Annotated in this window: 18 protein-coding genes; 5 read left to right on the top strand and 13 right to left on the bottom strand. The window is 60.2% G+C overall.

The features are described from left to right. The first annotated feature begins 78 nt into the window (after positions 1 to 78). Together PMI26_RS09265 and PMI26_RS09270 are read left to right on the top strand one after the other, a co-directional pair. Entirely contained in the window at positions 79 to 861 is a 783-nt protein-coding gene (locus PMI26_RS09265; RefSeq protein ID WP_007976758.1) for an aldolase, read from the top strand. A 29-nt stretch (positions 862 to 890) separates the two neighbouring features. Continuing rightward, a complete protein-coding gene (locus PMI26_RS09270) occupies positions 891 to 1,778 on the top strand; it encodes a dihydrodipicolinate synthase family protein (RefSeq protein ID WP_007976756.1) in 888 nt (295 codons plus the stop codon). Positions 1,779 to 1,913: 135 nt separating this feature from the next. Here PMI26_RS09270 and PMI26_RS09275 read toward each other — a convergent pair whose 3' ends face one another. The 3 genes from PMI26_RS09275 to PMI26_RS09285 form a co-directional block, all read right to left on the bottom strand. Next, complete coding sequence (locus PMI26_RS09275) at positions 1,914 to 2,258, bottom strand: YegP family protein (RefSeq protein WP_007976754.1); 345 nt, start codon at positions 2,256 to 2,258, stop codon at positions 1,914 to 1,916. Between the two features lie 191 nt (positions 2,259 to 2,449). Beyond that, positions 2,450 to 2,755 carry a ribbon-helix-helix domain-containing protein gene (locus PMI26_RS09280; protein ID WP_007976752.1) on the bottom strand — a complete coding sequence of 102 codons (306 nt, stop codon included), beginning with the start codon at positions 2,753 to 2,755 and terminating at the stop codon, positions 2,450 to 2,452. 14 nt (positions 2,756 to 2,769) lie between these two features. After that, positions 2,770 to 3,351 carry a DJ-1/PfpI family protein gene (locus PMI26_RS09285; RefSeq protein ID WP_007976750.1) on the bottom strand — a complete coding sequence of 194 codons (582 nt, stop codon included), beginning with the start codon at positions 3,349 to 3,351 and terminating at the stop codon, positions 2,770 to 2,772. 295 nt (positions 3,352 to 3,646) lie between these two features. Between PMI26_RS09285 and PMI26_RS09290 the strand changes: the two genes are divergently transcribed. Then, on the top strand, positions 3,647 to 4,621 hold the full coding sequence (locus tag PMI26_RS09290; protein WP_007976748.1) for a DMT family transporter: 975 nt from the start codon (positions 3,647 to 3,649) through the stop codon (positions 4,619 to 4,621). On the opposite strand, the gene PMI26_RS09295 is transcribed toward PMI26_RS09290, so the two are convergent. The 3 genes from PMI26_RS09295 to PMI26_RS09305 all read right to left on the bottom strand — a co-directional run bounded on the left by PMI26_RS09295 (position 4,612) and on the right by PMI26_RS09305 (position 6,602). Continuing rightward, a complete protein-coding gene (locus PMI26_RS09295) occupies positions 4,612 to 5,826 on the bottom strand; it encodes a class I SAM-dependent methyltransferase (RefSeq protein ID WP_007976747.1) in 1,215 nt (404 codons plus the stop codon). The two genes, PMI26_RS09290 and PMI26_RS09295, sit on opposite strands and share 10 nt — an antisense overlap. 132 nt (positions 5,827 to 5,958) lie before the next feature. Next, the gene (locus tag PMI26_RS09300; RefSeq protein WP_007976745.1) at positions 5,959 to 6,321 is read right to left on the bottom strand and encodes a hypothetical protein; all 363 of its coding nucleotides are present in this window, start codon (positions 6,319 to 6,321) and stop codon (positions 5,959 to 5,961) included. A 2-nt stretch (positions 6,322 to 6,323) separates the two neighbouring features. Continuing rightward, on the bottom strand, positions 6,324 to 6,602 hold the full coding sequence (locus tag PMI26_RS09305) for an ogr/Delta-like zinc finger family protein (protein WP_007976743.1): 279 nt from the start codon (positions 6,600 to 6,602) through the stop codon (positions 6,324 to 6,326). 300 nt (positions 6,603 to 6,902) lie between these two features. Between PMI26_RS09305 and PMI26_RS30800 the strand changes: the two genes are divergently transcribed. Then, positions 6,903 to 7,328 (top strand): helix-turn-helix domain-containing protein, encoded by a 426-nt coding sequence (locus PMI26_RS30800; protein WP_081500998.1) that lies wholly within the window; start codon positions 6,903 to 6,905, stop codon positions 7,326 to 7,328. A gap of 77 nt (positions 7,329 to 7,405) precedes the next feature. On the opposite strand, the gene PMI26_RS09310 is transcribed toward PMI26_RS30800, so the two are convergent. From PMI26_RS09310 to PMI26_RS09330, 5 genes are all read right to left on the bottom strand, one after another. Next, on the bottom strand, positions 7,406 to 7,762 hold the full coding sequence (locus PMI26_RS09310) for a putative holin (RefSeq protein ID WP_007976740.1): 357 nt from the start codon (positions 7,760 to 7,762) through the stop codon (positions 7,406 to 7,408). Next, positions 7,749 to 8,051 carry a helix-turn-helix domain-containing protein gene (locus PMI26_RS09315; RefSeq protein ID WP_007976739.1) on the bottom strand — a complete coding sequence of 101 codons (303 nt, stop codon included), beginning with the start codon at positions 8,049 to 8,051 and terminating at the stop codon, positions 7,749 to 7,751. Before PMI26_RS09315 ends, PMI26_RS09310 begins: the two co-directional genes overlap by 14 nt. A gap of 129 nt (positions 8,052 to 8,180) precedes the next feature. After that, on the bottom strand, positions 8,181 to 8,798 hold the full coding sequence (locus PMI26_RS09320; protein ID WP_007976737.1) for a TPM domain-containing protein: 618 nt from the start codon (positions 8,796 to 8,798) through the stop codon (positions 8,181 to 8,183). A gap of 28 nt (positions 8,799 to 8,826) precedes the next feature. Beyond that, on the bottom strand, positions 8,827 to 9,582 hold the full coding sequence (locus PMI26_RS09325; RefSeq protein ID WP_007976735.1) for a TPM domain-containing protein: 756 nt from the start codon (positions 9,580 to 9,582) through the stop codon (positions 8,827 to 8,829). Positions 9,583 to 9,716: 134 nt separating this feature from the next. Continuing rightward, positions 9,717 to 10,322 carry a LemA family protein gene (locus PMI26_RS09330; RefSeq protein ID WP_007976733.1) on the bottom strand — a complete coding sequence of 202 codons (606 nt, stop codon included), beginning with the start codon at positions 10,320 to 10,322 and terminating at the stop codon, positions 9,717 to 9,719. A gap of 262 nt (positions 10,323 to 10,584) precedes the next feature. Here PMI26_RS09330 and bglX point away from each other — a divergent pair, with 262 nt between their 5' ends. Next, a complete protein-coding gene (gene bglX / locus PMI26_RS09335; protein ID WP_007976732.1) occupies positions 10,585 to 12,876 on the top strand; it encodes a beta-glucosidase BglX in 2,292 nt (763 codons plus the stop codon). A gap of 142 nt (positions 12,877 to 13,018) precedes the next feature. Here the strand turns inward: bglX and PMI26_RS09340 are convergent, their stop codons facing one another. Then, positions 13,019 to 14,176 carry a phospholipase D-like domain-containing protein gene (locus PMI26_RS09340; protein ID WP_007976729.1) on the bottom strand — a complete coding sequence of 386 codons (1,158 nt, stop codon included), beginning with the start codon at positions 14,174 to 14,176 and terminating at the stop codon, positions 13,019 to 13,021. A gap of 1 nt (position 14,177) precedes the next feature. Beyond that, the gene (locus tag PMI26_RS09345) at positions 14,178 to 14,768 is read right to left on the bottom strand and encodes a YceI family protein (protein ID WP_007976727.1); all 591 of its coding nucleotides are present in this window, start codon (positions 14,766 to 14,768) and stop codon (positions 14,178 to 14,180) included. Positions 14,769 to 14,982: the final 214 nt, after the last annotated feature.

The raw sequence follows: 14,982 nt of genomic DNA, 5'->3' as shown, positions 1-14,982 counted from the left end.
TTGCACTCACCGACGACTTTGCGAGGAACCGGTGAGCGGCAAACCCGACGTCCATTGAATCACCCAAAGGACACCGATATGGCCAAGACATTAGCACTGCCCAAAGAGCAACTGGTCAAGCACGCGCTGAGCCAAATGCAAAATACCCTGGCGGATAATACGTGGACCGCCCGGCAAAAGCTGGCCCTGACCTGCCGTATTCTGTTCGAGCACGGTCACGATTCCGGCCTTGCCGGGCAAATCACCGCCCGTGGCCCGCAGCCCGGCACTTACTACACTCAACAACTGGGCCTGGGTTTCGACGAAATCACCGCGGGCAACCTGCTGCTGGTCAACGAAGACCTGGAGGTGCTCGAAGGCCACGGCATGCCCAACCCGGCCAATCGATTTCACAGTTGGGTATACCGCGCCCGCCCGGACGTGAACTGCATCATCCACACCCATCCGACCCACGTTGCCGCCTTGTCGATGCTGGAAGTACCGTTGCAGATTTCCCACATGGACCTCTGCCCGCTCTATGACGATTGCGCGTTTCTCGAAGGCTGGCCGGGTGTGCCGGTGGGCAACGAGGAAGGCGAGTTGATTGCCGGGGCACTGGGCGACAAACGGGCGATCCTGCTTTCGCACCACGGCCAATTGTCCACCGGCAACACCATCGAGGAAGCCTGTGTCATCGCGCAGCTGATCGAACGTGCCGCGAAGCTGCAACTGTTGGCGATGAGCGCCGGGACCATCAAGCCGATCATCCCCGCGCTGGGCCGCGAAGCCCATGACTGGATCGCCCGGCCGAAACGTCACGCCGCCGCTTTCAACTACTACGCCCGGCAGAGCCTGCGCCAACACGCCGATTGCCTGAACTGACCCCAGACCTTTTTGAACGGAGATACACCATGTCCACCGCCAACATTCACGGCATCATCGGCTACACCATCACCCCTTTCACCGCCCATGGCGAAGGCGTTGACCTGGACGCCCTCGGACGCTCCATCGACCGCCTGATCGAGAGCGGCGTGCACGCCATCGCACCGCTGGGCAGCACCGGCGAAGGTGCCTACCTGAGCGACGCGGAGTGGGATCAGGTCAGCGAATTCAGTATCAAGCACGTGGCCAAACGCGTGCCGACCGTCGTCAGCGTGTCCGACCTGACCACCGCCAAAGCGGTGCGTCGCGCGCGCTTCGCCGAAGTCCATGGCGCCGATGTGGTGATGGTGCTGCCCGCGTCCTACTGGAAACTCAGTGAAGCGGAAATCCTTGCCCATTACCGCGCCATCGGCGACAGCATCGGCGTGCCGATCATGCTCTACAACAACCCGGCCACCAGCGGCACCGACATGTCGGTGGACCTGATCCTGCGCATCGTCAAGGCCGTGGAAAACGTAACCATGGTCAAGGAGAGCACCGGCGACATCCAGCGCATGCATCAACTGCAACGTCTCGGCGACGGCCAGGTGCCGTTCTACAACGGCTGCAATCCGTTGGCCCTGGAGGCCTTTGCCGCTGGCGCAAAAGGCTGGTGTACCGCTGCGCCGAACCTGATCCCGCAGCTCAACCTGGATTTGTATGAAGCGGTGCTGGCCAATGATTTGGCCAAGGCCCGCGAGCTGTTCTATCGCCAGTTGCCGCTGCTGGACTTCATTCTCAAGGGTGGCTTGCCGGCGACGATCAAGGCGGGTTTGCGGGCAACAGGTCTGGAGGTAGGGGATCCGCGATTGCCGGTGTTCCCGTTGAGTGAGGCGGGGGTTAGTCAGCTTCAAGGCCTACTCAAAGCCTTACGTTGAATTCAGGTTAAACACCCCCCTGTGGGAGCGAGCTTGCTCGCGATGAGGCCATTACATTCAACACAGATATTGACTGTCAGACCGTCATCGCGAGCAAGCTCCCACAGGGATTGGTACTGGATTTGAAAGTAGTGATCAAAGCACCGGTAAGGTCTTGTCCTTGACCACCTTGGTCGGGCCGTTGGCCTTCACGCTGGCGATGCCTTTCTCCATGGCGGCGTCGGAGGAATAGGTTTCGCTGCTGCCGATGATCTCGTGGTTACCAGCCTTGAGGTTGAAATACGGGTGGCCGTCCTTGGTGGTTTTCTTCTCGTAGCGCTCATCCAGCGGGCTGTTGGCCTGGACCGAGGCGATGCCTTTGTCGGCGGCGGCGTGGGTGGTGTACAGCTCGCTGGTCAGAATGGTCTCGGCGTTGGCCGCCTTGAGGACAAACCTGAACTGGCCATTGCTGCTTTTGCTCACTTCATACCATCCGGACATGCTGTTTCTCCTTGGCGATTGAGAGGTTGCGCGCTTCACAGTAAAGACCAGCCAGGTGTTTCTGTCGCCTGTACGGGCCCCATCGCGGGCAAGCCCGCTCCCACAGTGTTCAAGGTGAAACACAGATTGTGTGAACACCAACAATCCCTGTGGGAGCGGGCTTGCCCGCGATGGGGGCGATGCGGTCGCCGCTACTTCATCACCGTGCGCACCACCGACAACTCCGGAGACTGCGTCCGCCGCTGGCTCAGATACCGCGTACAACTGACCCGCAGGAACGAAGCGAAATTGACCACCTCACCGCGATAGTCCATCACCTCTTCATACAGCTTGGCGATCAACTGATTGGTGGTCATGCCGTCGACCTCGGCGATTTCGCTGAGGATGTCCCAGAACTGATTCTCCAGCCGCAGGGTAGTGACCACCCCGCAGATGCGCAGCGAGCGGGAGCGCGATTCGTAGAGAATCGGGTCGGCTTTGACGTACAGCTCGCACATGGACATATCCCTCGTTACAGCGTGATTTTGGTACCCAGCAACCCCAGGAAACCGGCCAGCCAGTTCGGGTGCGCAGGCCAGGCCGGCGCCGTGGCCAGATTGCCTTGAACATGGCCGTCCGTCACCGGAATGTCGATATACGTACCGCCCGCCAGGCGCACTTCCGGAGCGCAGGCCGGATAAGCGCTGCATTCACGGCCTTCGAGAATACCCGCTGCCGCCAGCAACTGCGCGCCATGGCACACGGCGGCGATCGGCTTGCCGGCCTGGTCGAATGCGCGCACCAGTTCCAGGACCTTTTCGTTCAGGCGCAGGTACTCTGGCGCACGACCGCCCGGAATCAGCACGGCGTCATAATCGGCGGCGTTGACCTTGGCGAAGTCGAAGTTGAGGGCAAACAGGTGACCGGGCTTTTCGCTGTAGGTCTGGTCGCCTTCAAAGTCATGGATCGCCGTGCGCACGGTCTGGCCGGCGGTTTTGTCCGGGCAAACGGCGTGCACCGTGTGACCGACCATCAGCAGCGCCTGGAACGGCACCATCACCTCATAGTCTTCGACGTAATCACCAACCAGCATCAGAATTTTTTTCGCAGCCATGGGGAGGACTCCTCTGGAAGTGGGCGTGCAGGAGTATTCAAGGTAGTCCTTATCGGGCAAGGCGGGTAACAACCGGCTACTACCTGATGGACCGCGTTATCGTTCTTCGCGAGCAAGCCCGCTCCCACAAGGGGAACGCATTCCAATGTGGGAGCGGCGGTGCGGCGATCCGACTTGCTCGCGAAGAGGCCCGCAAACTGTACGGATAAGTCTGTGCCTAGCTGTAACAGCGGACAACCCATGGTTTATGGCTATATGGAGCCTTACCCCATCACCCACGATTCTGGTTGCCATCATGTCCTCGCGCGAAAACACCGGCATGGTCCTGGGCCTGCTCGGCGTTGTGATCTTCAGCCTCACCCTGCCCTTCACGCGGATCGTCGTGCAGGAACTCCACCCGTTGCTCAACGGCCTGGGCCGGGCGCTGTTTGCGGCGGTTCCGGCGGCATTGCTGTTGCTCTGGCGCCGAGAAAAATGGCCGACCTGGAAACAGGTAAAAGGCCTGATGCTGGTGATGACCGGGGTGATCCTCGGTTTCCCGGTGTTGTCGGCCTGGGCCATGCAAACCTTGCCGGCATCCCACGGTGCGCTGGTCAATGGTTTGCAGCCACTGTGCGTGGCGCTGTACGCCGCATGGCTGTCCCATGAACGGCCTTCGAAAGCGTTCTGGGCCTGCGCCGCATTGGGCAGTGCGCTGGTGCTCGGTTATGCGCTGATCAGCGGTGCCGGCAGCATCCAGGCCGGTGACCTGCTGATGCTTGGCGCCATTGCCGTGGGCGGGCTGGGCTACGCCGAGGGAGGCCGACTGGCCAGGGAGATGGGCGGCTGGCAGGTGATCTGCTGGGCGCTGGTACTGTCGACGCCGCTGTTGATCGGCCCGGTGGTGTATCTGGCACTACAACACCAGGGCGAGGTTTCCGCCAGGACCTGGTGGGCCTTCGGTTATGTCTCGCTGTTTTCGCAGTTCATCGGCTTCTTCGCCTGGTACGCCGGCCTGGCCATGGGCGGCATTGCCCGGGTCAGCCAGATTCAGTTGCTGCAGATCTTCTTCACCATCGCCTTCTCGGCGTTGTTCTTCGGTGAACATGTGGAGCCGATCACCTGGCTGTTTGCCGGTGGGGTGATTGTGACGGTGATGCTGGGGCGCAGGACCGCAATCAAACCCAGTGTGGGAGCGGGCTTGCTCGCGAATGCGGCGCCACATTCAACATCAATATCGACTGACCCAACGCCTTCGCGAGCAAGCCCGCTCCCACAGAATCAGAGGTAGCCGTCCGCGCGCAGCAACGTTTCCAGGCAATGCTCGCTGATGTGGTAGAACTCCTTCAGCTCCTGAATCTTTGCCAATAGCTGGGCCGGTTCCACCGGCTCGGCGCGCTTGACCGCCAGGATCATCTTGTTCTTGTTGGTGTGGTCCAGCGAGATGAACTCGAACACCTTGGTCTCGTAGCCGCAGGCCTCCAGGAACAACGCGCGCAAACTGTCGGTGACCATCTCCGCCTGCTGGCCCAGGTGCAAGCCGTATTGCAGCATCGGCTTGAGCAGCGCCGGGCTCTGGATTTGCAGGCGGATCTGTTTGTGGCAGCACGGCGAGCACATGATGATCGACGCGCCGGAACGGATACCGGTGTGGATCGCATAGTCAGTGGCGATATCGCAGGCATGCAGGGCGATCATCACGTCCAGCTCGCTCGGTGCCACGCTGCGCACGTCACCGCACTTGAACACCAGGCCGGGGTGTTCAAGCCTGGCGGCTGCCGTGTTGCACAGGGTAACCATGTCTTCACGCAGCTCGACGCCGGTCACCTCGCCTTCGGCCTTCAAGGTGTTGCGCAGGTAATCGTGGATGGCGAAGGTCAGGTAACCCTTGCCCGAACCGAAGTCCGCCACGCGCACCGGCTTGTCCAGCGCCAGGGGTGACGAGGTCAGTGCATGGCTGAACACTTCGATGAACTTGTTGATCTGCTTCCACTTGCGTGACATCGCCGGGATCAGCTCATGCTGCTTGTTGGTTACGCCAAGGTCGGCGAGAAACGGCCGGCTCAAGTCCAGGAACCGGTTTTTCTCACGGTTGTGCTCGGCCGATGGCACTTCACGCAATTGCTGAGGTTTGCTCTTGAACAGCGATGACTTGCCCTTTTTGCTGTATTCGAGCTGGGCTTCGTCGGTCAACGACAACAAATGCGCATTTTTGAACGACGCCGGCAGCAACCCGGCAATGCTCGCCACGCCTTCGGCCAGCGGCAGGTTCTTGGTGATATCGCGGGTCTTGTAGCGATAGACGAAAGACAGGCAAGGCTGCGCCTTGACCGTCACCGGCTTGATGATGATCCGCTGCAGATCCGTTTCATCGCCTGCGTACTTGGCCAGCACCAGTTTGATGAACGCATTGTGCTCGAGGCCGGCTTGCAGCAGTTCGATGAACTGGGCGTGATGATCCGGCGCGAGGCTGGCGGGAGTGGCGGTGACGGACATGAAAAAACGGCCTCAGGCGATACAAATCAGAGAATGCCGGTATTTTAAGGGGGACGAGGACTTTGGGCACGGGGTTATTTTGTGGCAGGTCCCAGTCACGTAGCCCAGGACCTCGATACAAGCATTGAAGCTTCAGGGTTCCACCAGGCGAAGCTTGCGATTGTTCGGTGAATTAATGATGTGTTTGACGATCAGTCCCACTGGCACCGCCCAGGTCAGGCCATTGGCAGGGTCAGTCACCACGGCGACCGTTTCGGAACTCGCATCGATGTCCAGGCGCCGACGGTCGTTGCACGACTTGAGTACGCCATAGGCACGGCTGACCAGCCTTTCGGCCAGGAACATCGGTACATCCATACTCTGCAGATGCTTCACTGCGCGACAAAACAGGACTTGATCATCGATCCCCCCTTCACTTTCATGACGCCCCAGAAACGCCTGGGCAATAGCCAATAGCTCCTCATTCAGACCTGCACTTTCACCGATGACCTTCATGCTCACGTCTCCTGCGACACTTCTGTCGTGCCAGGACTGACGGCAACAGGCCGGGAGGCACGGCGCAAATCGGGTCCGGCGCAAGGCAGGCGTACGGCCGGGTTGGGCATGCCACTGGGCGAAAGCTCATGGGTCATTTCAAATTCGGCACGTACGGACCAACCGCAAGCTTCCGACGTGCATTGCAGATACGCCACCCGCAGGAAAATATGCCGGCCTTCGCTGGTGCGGATGCGCATCCGGCTCAAGCAGTGCGGGCACACCATTTTATAAGTACTCATGCTTGGATCCCGAGGGTCATTGGGTGGCAATCAACCTGATCAAACGCAATACTGCTTGAGGCGTTCATCGCGGCGCTCCGGGCTTGCGAACGGTGTCTGCCAGGCATAAGGAACTGCATCGGGCAGACGCGTAATGGGGTCGAGCCATGCTCGTAGGAAATCACCCTGATACCATTAGGAAGTTTCGACATCGTATTCTTCTGACTCATCTTTGATGATTGATTACTTACAAGAAAAAAAGTACTCATTACGCATAAATTAGGCACTCAAAAAGCATATGTCAAAAGGAAGAGGCTCAAATTGCGTAGCAAAAAATCACAAGCTGTTCTGGCTCGTCTAAAGCAAGTTACCGGCACAAAAACCGATGCTTCTTTATCTTCCGCGCTACAGATCAGTCCACAAACCCTTAGTAGCTGGCGAGGCCGCGACAGCACACCTTACTCATTATGCGTAGAAATCGCACAAACCCGGGGCATATCCCTTGACTGGCTGTTGCTGGGCGAAGGGCCGATTCTGAGACAAGCAGTTACTGATTCTTCGCAGACCGGTCAGGAAAGCACGACACGGGAAAACACCATTCTCGCACTGTGGCGGTTGCTCGACGAAAACGATCGCGGCGCCATACAAAACGCACTCGAGGAAAAGCAACGACTGCGCGATATGGAACTCAGGCTTTCCGAAATGGCCGCTATCCTGGCAACACTCAAACCTTCGAATGAAACCTGATGAACGGTGTCATTCGAAGTTGCATGGCTTCAAGAAACGCCCGCCCCGGCTATCAAGGCAATCCCGTTCACGCCCCCTCATTTTCGTCCTCTCAGGTGTCGAATGATTTCGCCGATTCCGACACCATCGACCCATTGCATAAGCTTGATGCTGATGGGAATAACGATCATCGCGCAAAGAAAGGCTGTTACCCCACCGGTCAGAAAAGGCGCCAGCGGATGTGCGACAGGCGTAAAGAGGTAACCGACACCTGCAGACAGCATCCAGGAACCGATACGCTGCCAGGCCTTGAAGCTGGTGCGAGTGGTCGTGACCAGCCACGCGCCGAGCATTGCACCGAACAGTACTTCGCCATCGACAACCGGCAACGTCGCAATGCCCATTCCCAACATGAGCCCATTGATGCCGTTGTAGGCCGAATCAGTCAGGCTCATGCGCACCCCGCGCAACGACCGAGTCCACGATTATCGCGCCCGACTCGATCGCTTTGAGCAATGCGCAGGTACGTGAGCTGACGTCGAACTTTCGGCGAATATTGGCGAAGTGAAAATTGACGGTAGATTCCGTGCAATTCTCGATCCTGGCGATTTCCCAGGAAGTTTTGCCCTTGAAACACCACATCAGGATTTGCGTTTCTTTCGCCGTCAGTTTCGCCTTGGGCTTGCTTCCCTCAGCGCCATTGGCTGCACGTGCCAAAGAGTCAATCGATTGTCGGGTTGTCATAAGAATCCCTCTTCGCGGGAACGCCCGTCGCTGGGCGTCCACTGTTGGAGAGAAATACTGACGACAAGGCCGAACCCGGACAATTGGCGGGAGTTGTAGCGGCGAGCGCTACACAACGCCAGGGAGGACTTAGCCGAGCACCACCAAGCGGTTCGGCAGTTCATTGCGCATATGAGTCACGGGCACGTGCACCTTGAGCAGCTCGCCGCAGGCTTCGACGCAGCTGACAAAACCCTGCAACGTCTGCCCCTGCTTCACCTGTTGGGTGAAGGTGGCGACGATGGCCTCCCAGTTCTTGTTGTCCAAGCGACTGGAAATGCCTTCATCCACCAGAATCTCCACATAACGCTCGGCTTCGGAGACGAAGATCAGAACACCGGTGCTGCCTTCGGTGTGGTGCAGGTTCTGCTCCAGGAACTGCCGGCGCGCCAGATTCGAGGCGCGCCAGTGGCGCACCGAGCGCGGGATCAGATGGGTAGTGACTTTCGGCAGACGAAACACCAGGCACAGGACGATGAAGATGGCCCATTGCACCAGCAGCAGGCTGTGCAGGGTCAGCCAACCGGTGAGGTAATGCACGATGCCCGGCACCAGCAGCGCCAGCAGGCTGGCCCACAGCAACGGGATGTACGCATAGTCGTCGGCGCGGGCCGCGAGCACGGTCACCAGTTCTGCGTCGGTGTCGCGCTCGACCCGGGCGATTGCCTCGGCAACTTTGCGTTGTTCGTGTTCAGTCAGTAATGCCATGTCGTGAAATGCCTGCTCATTTTTATTATCACCAGCCGCCGGACGAACCGCCCCCGCCGAAACTGCCTCCACCGCCGCTGAAGCCTCCACCTCCACCGCCGCCGCCAAACCCGCCACCGCCAAAGCCGCCCCCGGATCCTCCGGAGCCGCCCCGGCCGGCGGGAAGGATACCGAGCATCTGACACACAAAAACAGTCAGGATGAACAGCATCACCAAAAACACCAGCAAGCCGGGATGTCGCGAGACGAAATCGTCCCCCGGATCGCCTCTGGATTCATACGCCGTGGAGGGTTCGTCCAAGGGGTTGCCGCCCAGCACCACCAGCATTGCCGCCACGCCGTCACTGATGCCTTTACTGAAGTTGCCGGTCTTGAATGCCGGGGTGATGACCTGGTTGATGATCACTGAACTCTGAGCATCGGTCAGGCGATCCTCCAGGCCATACCCGACTTCGATACGCAACCGGCGCTCGTTCCGGGCGACGATCAGCAGGGCGCCGTTGTTCTTGTCCTTCTGCCCGATCCCCCAGTGGCGGCCGAGCTGGTAACCGAAGTCGGCGATGTCGGTGCCCTGCAAGTCCGGCAACGTCACGACCACTAGCTGCTCGCCGGTGGCCTGTTCATGGGCCTGAAGCTGCTGGTTGAGCTGCTCGCGCACCACAGGCTCGATCATCTGCGCGTTGTCGACCACGCGCCCGGTCAGCGCCGGAAAACTCAGTTCGGCCCGGGCCGTGATCGCCACCACCCACAACAACAGCATCAGGCCCGTTTTCAACACGCGCATTGGCTACCTCTTCCATCCCGAACCTGGCCTGTAGGAGCTGCCGCAGGCTGCGATCTTTTGACCTTGACCTTTGGCGCTCGCGAAAAAATCAACGGCAAAAGATCGCAGCCTGCGGCAGCTCTTACAGGGTTGCGTCAGAATTTGACTTCCGGGGCCTTTTCCGAACCCGGCGTGGCTTCGAAGGTCTCACGCACCGGCAGGTCGCTGTACATCACCGTGTGCCACAGACGACCGGGAAAGGTGCGGATCTCGGTGTTGTATTTCTGCACCGCGAGGATGAAATCGCGCCGGGCCACGCTGATGCGGTTCTCGGTGCCTTCGAGCTGTGATTGCAGGGCGAGGAAGTTCTGGTTGGCCTTGAGGTCCGGATAACGCTCGGAGACCACCATCAAACGGCTCAGGGCGCCGCTGAGCTGATCCTGGGCCTGTTGGTACTGCTTGAGTTTTTCCGGGTTGTCGAGGGTCGAGGCATCCACCTGGATCGACGTGGCCTTGGCCCGGGCCTCAATGACCGCGGTCAGTGTCTCTTCTTCATGTTTTGCGTAGCCCTTGACCGTTTCCACCAGGTTGGGAATCAGGTCGGCGCGCCGCTGATACTGGTTCTGCACCTGGCCCCAGGCGGCCTTGGCCTGTTCGTCGAGGGTCGGGATGTTGTTGATGCCGCAGGCGGTCAGCAACGTGGCCAGCATCAGCAGCGTGACGACCTGCAAACGCGAGCGGTAGGTTGGACTTGCATTCATCAGGATGTCGCTCCCTTGTACATTCATGAAAAAACCGACCGTGAAACCTTCTGGACCGGCTCTTGGGGCATAATCGCCCGCGCCTCTGGATTGCAACGGGCCGATGGGCTAAAAAGAGGCCCTGCGCGAAAACGCATCCGCCACCTGGCAGTCGTTTTTTGGCTCTGGTTTTTTGAGCCGGCACCCGAACAACAATAGACGCTCCCTAAATTTTGGCTGGCCGGCGTGCATATCGCCGTTTGGGCCCTTGAGAAAACTATTCATGAAGAAGCTGTGTTTGCTGGGCCTGTTCGTCAGCCTGGCCAGTCATAACGTATTGGCCGCCACGACGCCCGCACCCCTGGAGAACAAGGAAGCCTTCGTCAGCAACCTGATGAAGCAAATGACCCTCGATGAAAAAATCGGCCAGTTGCGCCTGATCAGCATCGGCCCGGAAATGCCTCGCGAGATGATCCGCAAGGAAATCGCGGCGGGCAACATCGGCGGTACGTTCAACTCGATCACCCGTCCGGAAAACCGGCCGATGCAGGACGCCGCCATGCGCAGCCGCCTGAAGATCCCGATGTTCTTCGCCTACGACGTGATCCACGGCCACCGCACCATTTTCCCGATCCCGCTGGCCCTGGCCTCGAGTTGGGACATGGATGCCATCGGCCTGTCCGGGCGCATCGCCGCCAAGGAAGCCGCGGCTGACAGCCTCGACATCACCTTCGCGCCGATGGTCGACATCTCCCGCGACCCGCGCTGGGGCCGCACCTCCGAAGGCTTCGGCGAAGACACCTACCTGGTGTCGCGCATTGCCGGCGTGATGGTCAAGGCGTTCCAGGGTACTGGCGCCAATGCCGCCGACAGCATCATGGCCAGCGTCAAGCACTTCGCCCTGTACGGCGCGGTCGAGGGTGGCCGCGACTACAACGTGGTCGACATGAGCCCGGTCAAGATGTACCAGGACTACCTGCCACCGTACCGCGCCGCCATCGATGCCGGCGCTGGCGGGGTCATGGTCGCGCTGAACTCGATCAACGGCGTGCCGGCCACCGCCAACACCTGGCTGATGAACGACCTGCTGCGCAAGGAGTGGGGCTTCAAGGGGCTGGCCGTGAGCGACCACGGGGCGATTTTCGAGCTGATCAAGCACGGCGTTGCCGCCGACGGTCGCGAAGCAGCGAAGCTGGCGATCAAGGCCGGCATCCACATGAGCATGAACGACACCCTGTACGGCAAAGAGCTGCCAGGGCTCTTGAAGTCCGGCGAGATCCAGCAGAGCGACATCGACAACGCCGTGCGTGCGGTGCTCGATGCCAAGTACGACATGGGCCTGTTCAAGGACCCGTACCTGCGCATCGGCAAGGCCGAGGACGATCCGGTCGACACCTACGCCGACAGCCGCCTGCACCGCGCCGAGGCCCGTGATGTGGCACGCCGCAGCCAGGTGTTGCTGAAGAACCGGAACGAGACCCTGCCGCTGAAGAAGACCGCGAAAATCGCGCTGGTCGGTCCGCTGGCCAAGGCGCCCATCGACATGATGGGCAGTTGGGCCGCCGCCGGCAGGCCAGCGCAGTCCGTCACCCTGTTCGACGGCATGACCAACGCCCTGGGCGATAAATCGACACTGATCTATGCCCGTGGCGCCAACATCACCAGCGACCCGAAAATCCTCGGCTACCTGAACTTCCTCAACTTCGACGCCCCGGAAGTGGTGGATGACCCGCGCCCGGCGAACGTGCTGATCGACGAAGCGGTGAAAGCGGCCAAGGATGCGGATGTCGTCGTTGCCGCCGTTGGCGAATCCCGTGGCATGTCCCACGAATCGTCGAGCCGCACCGACCTGAACATCCCGGAAAACCAGCGCGAGCTGATCCGTGCCCTGAAAGCCACCGGCAAACCGCTGGTGCTGGTGTTGATGAACGGTCGTCCACTGACGATCCTCGAGGAGAAGGAACAGGCTGACGCGATCCTCGAAACCTGGTTCACCGGCACCGAAGGCGGCAACGCCATCGCTGATGTGCTGTTCGGCGACTACAACCCGTCGGGCAAACTGCCGATCAGCATCCCGCGTTCGGTCGGCCAGATTCCGACCTACTACAACCACCTGACCATTGGCCGGCCGTTCACCCCGGGCAAGCCGGGCAACTACACCTCGCAGTACTTCGATGACACCACAGGCCCCCTCTACCCGTTCGGCTATGGCCTGAGCTACACCGAGTTCAACCTGAGCGACATGGCCCTGTCGTCGACCACGCTGAACAAGACCGGCAAGCTCGACGCCAGTGTCACGGTGAAAAACACTGGCAAGCGCGACGGTGAAACCGTGGTGCAGTTGTACATCCAGGACGTGGCAGGCTCGATGATCCGCCCGATCAAGGAACTGAAGAACTTCCAGAAAGTGATGATCAAGGCCGGCGAGCAGAAGGTCGTGCACTTCACCATCACCGAGGACGACCTGAAGTTCTACAACACCCAGCTCAAGTACGCGGCGGAGCCGGGCAAGTTCAACGTGCAGATCGGCCTGGATTCAGAGGACGTGACGCAGCAGAGTTTTGAGTTGCTGTAAACCCGGCAACAACGCAATACAAATGTGGGAGCGGGCTTGCTCGCGAAGACGGAGTGTCAGTCAATGAAGATGTCGACTGACAGACCGCTTTCGCGAGCAAGCCCGCTCCCACATTAGGTTTCTGGTGTTTGAAGGATTGGGATCAACCGCGCCGATCCAGCAGATTCACCACCACCCGATCCACCCATCCCCACACCCGCTGCTTGACCCGCCGCCACAACGGCCGACGTTTCCATTCTTCCAGGCTGACTTGCTGGCTCAGGGCGAAGTCGTGCTCGAAACTCGCCGCCACCGACCGGGTCAATCCGGGGTCCAGTGCTTCCAGGTTGGCTTCCAGGTTGAAGCGTAGGTTCCAGTGATCGAAGTTGCACGAACCGATGCTCACCCAGTCGTCGATCAGGACCATTTTCAGGTGCAGAAAACACGGCTGGTATTCGTAGATCTTCACCCCGGCCTTGAGCAGCCGCGGGTAGTAACGATGCCCGGCGTAGCGCACGGAGGGGTGATCGGTACGCGGGCCGGTCAGCAGCAAGCGCACATCCACGCCGCGGGCAGCCGCCCGGCGCAGGGAGCGGCGGACTTTCCAGGTCGGCAGAAAATACGGCGTGGCCAGCCAGATTCGTCGTTGACCGCTGTTCAGGGCGCGCACCAGCGATTGCAGAATGTCCCGGTGTTGACGGGCGTCGGCATAGGCCACCCGGCCCATGCCCTCGCCACTGGACGGTACACGGGGTAACCGCGGCAAGCCGAAATGCGAGGCCGGCCGCCAGGCGCGGCGATGGCGGTTGGCGATCCACTGACGATCGAACAGCAGCTGCCAATCGAGCACCAGCGGGCCGGTGATTTCCACCATCACTTCGTGCCATTCGCTGACGTCTTCGCCCGGCGTCCAGAACTCATCGGTGACGCCCGTGCCGCCGACCACGGCCAGGCTCTGGTCCACCAGCAGCAGCTTGCGGTGATCGCGGTAGAAGTTGCCGACCCAGCGTCGCCAGCTCAGGCGATTGTAAAAACGCAGCTCCACCCCGGCGGCCATCAGTCGCTGGCGCAAGGCCAGGGTGAAGGCGAGGCTGCCGTAATCATCGAACAGACAGCGCACCCGCACACCGCGCTCGGCGGCCTGCACCAATGCCTGGACCATGGCTTCGGCGCAAGCGCCCGCCTCCACCAGATACAGCTCCAGCTCCACCTGTTCTTCTGCGCGGGCAATCGCCACCAGCATGCGCGGAAAAAACTGCGGGCCATCGATCAGCAGTTCGAAGTGGTTGCCTTCACGCCAGGGAAAAATCGCTCCGGCCATGTCAACGCGCCGTAAAAATCAGCACCGCACCCACCGGCACCGAAAGACTGATGGCCGAGAGGCCGGCCATTTTGCGCAACGTTTCCAGACCCGGTGCCAGATCGAAATCCTCGGCGTTGACCACCAGCGGTTCGAGGGTCACCACCTGGAAGCGCCGGTCATCGAGACGGGTGGCCAGCAGTTCGGCCTGGTACTCGTGTTGCTTGCCGTGCAGGTCGACCATCAGCGGCAGGCGCAATTCCAGCTGCGCACCGGGAGCGAGGTCGTTGATCGGGCGCAGATCAATTTTCGTGGTGATCAAGGCGTCGGGGAACCGCTCGACCTGGAACAGCTCCTTGCGCATGCGCTCATCGCGCAACGGGATGCCGCTGTTGATCGACTCCAGTTCGACTTCCACCTGCGCCAGCCCCTGGGGATCGACTTTGCCGTGCAGCACCAGAAAGCGCTGCACTTCGGAAACATTGGCGTTTTTGGTGCTGACAAACGACAGGCGTGAAGATTCGCCATCCAGGTACCAATCGGCACGGGCCGACACCGCGGCACCGGTCAGCAGTAGGAAAGTGAGGGTTTGAAGGGTGGAGCGCTTGAACATAGAGACTCGTGGGGCAGATAAACCTGTGCTGAACCTTAACCGGCCCTCAGCGCATTGCAAGCCGTCTACTGCACCAAATCCGCTTTTGTGGCGAGGGAGCTTGCTCCCGCTCGGCTGCGAAGCAGTCGCAAAACCTGCAACCGAGTGCTGCCTGAAGAAACCGAATGGCTGATTTCGGGAGTGCTTCGCACTCCAGCGGGAGCAAGCTCCCTCG

This window comes from Pseudomonas sp. GM33 (genome assembly GCF_000282295.1).
GTDB classification, from domain to species: Bacteria; Pseudomonadota; Gammaproteobacteria; order Pseudomonadales; family Pseudomonadaceae; genus Aquipseudomonas; species Aquipseudomonas laurylsulfatiphila.
The sequence above is the reverse complement of the archived record's forward strand: the minus strand, read 5'-3'. Positions and strand labels throughout refer to the sequence as shown.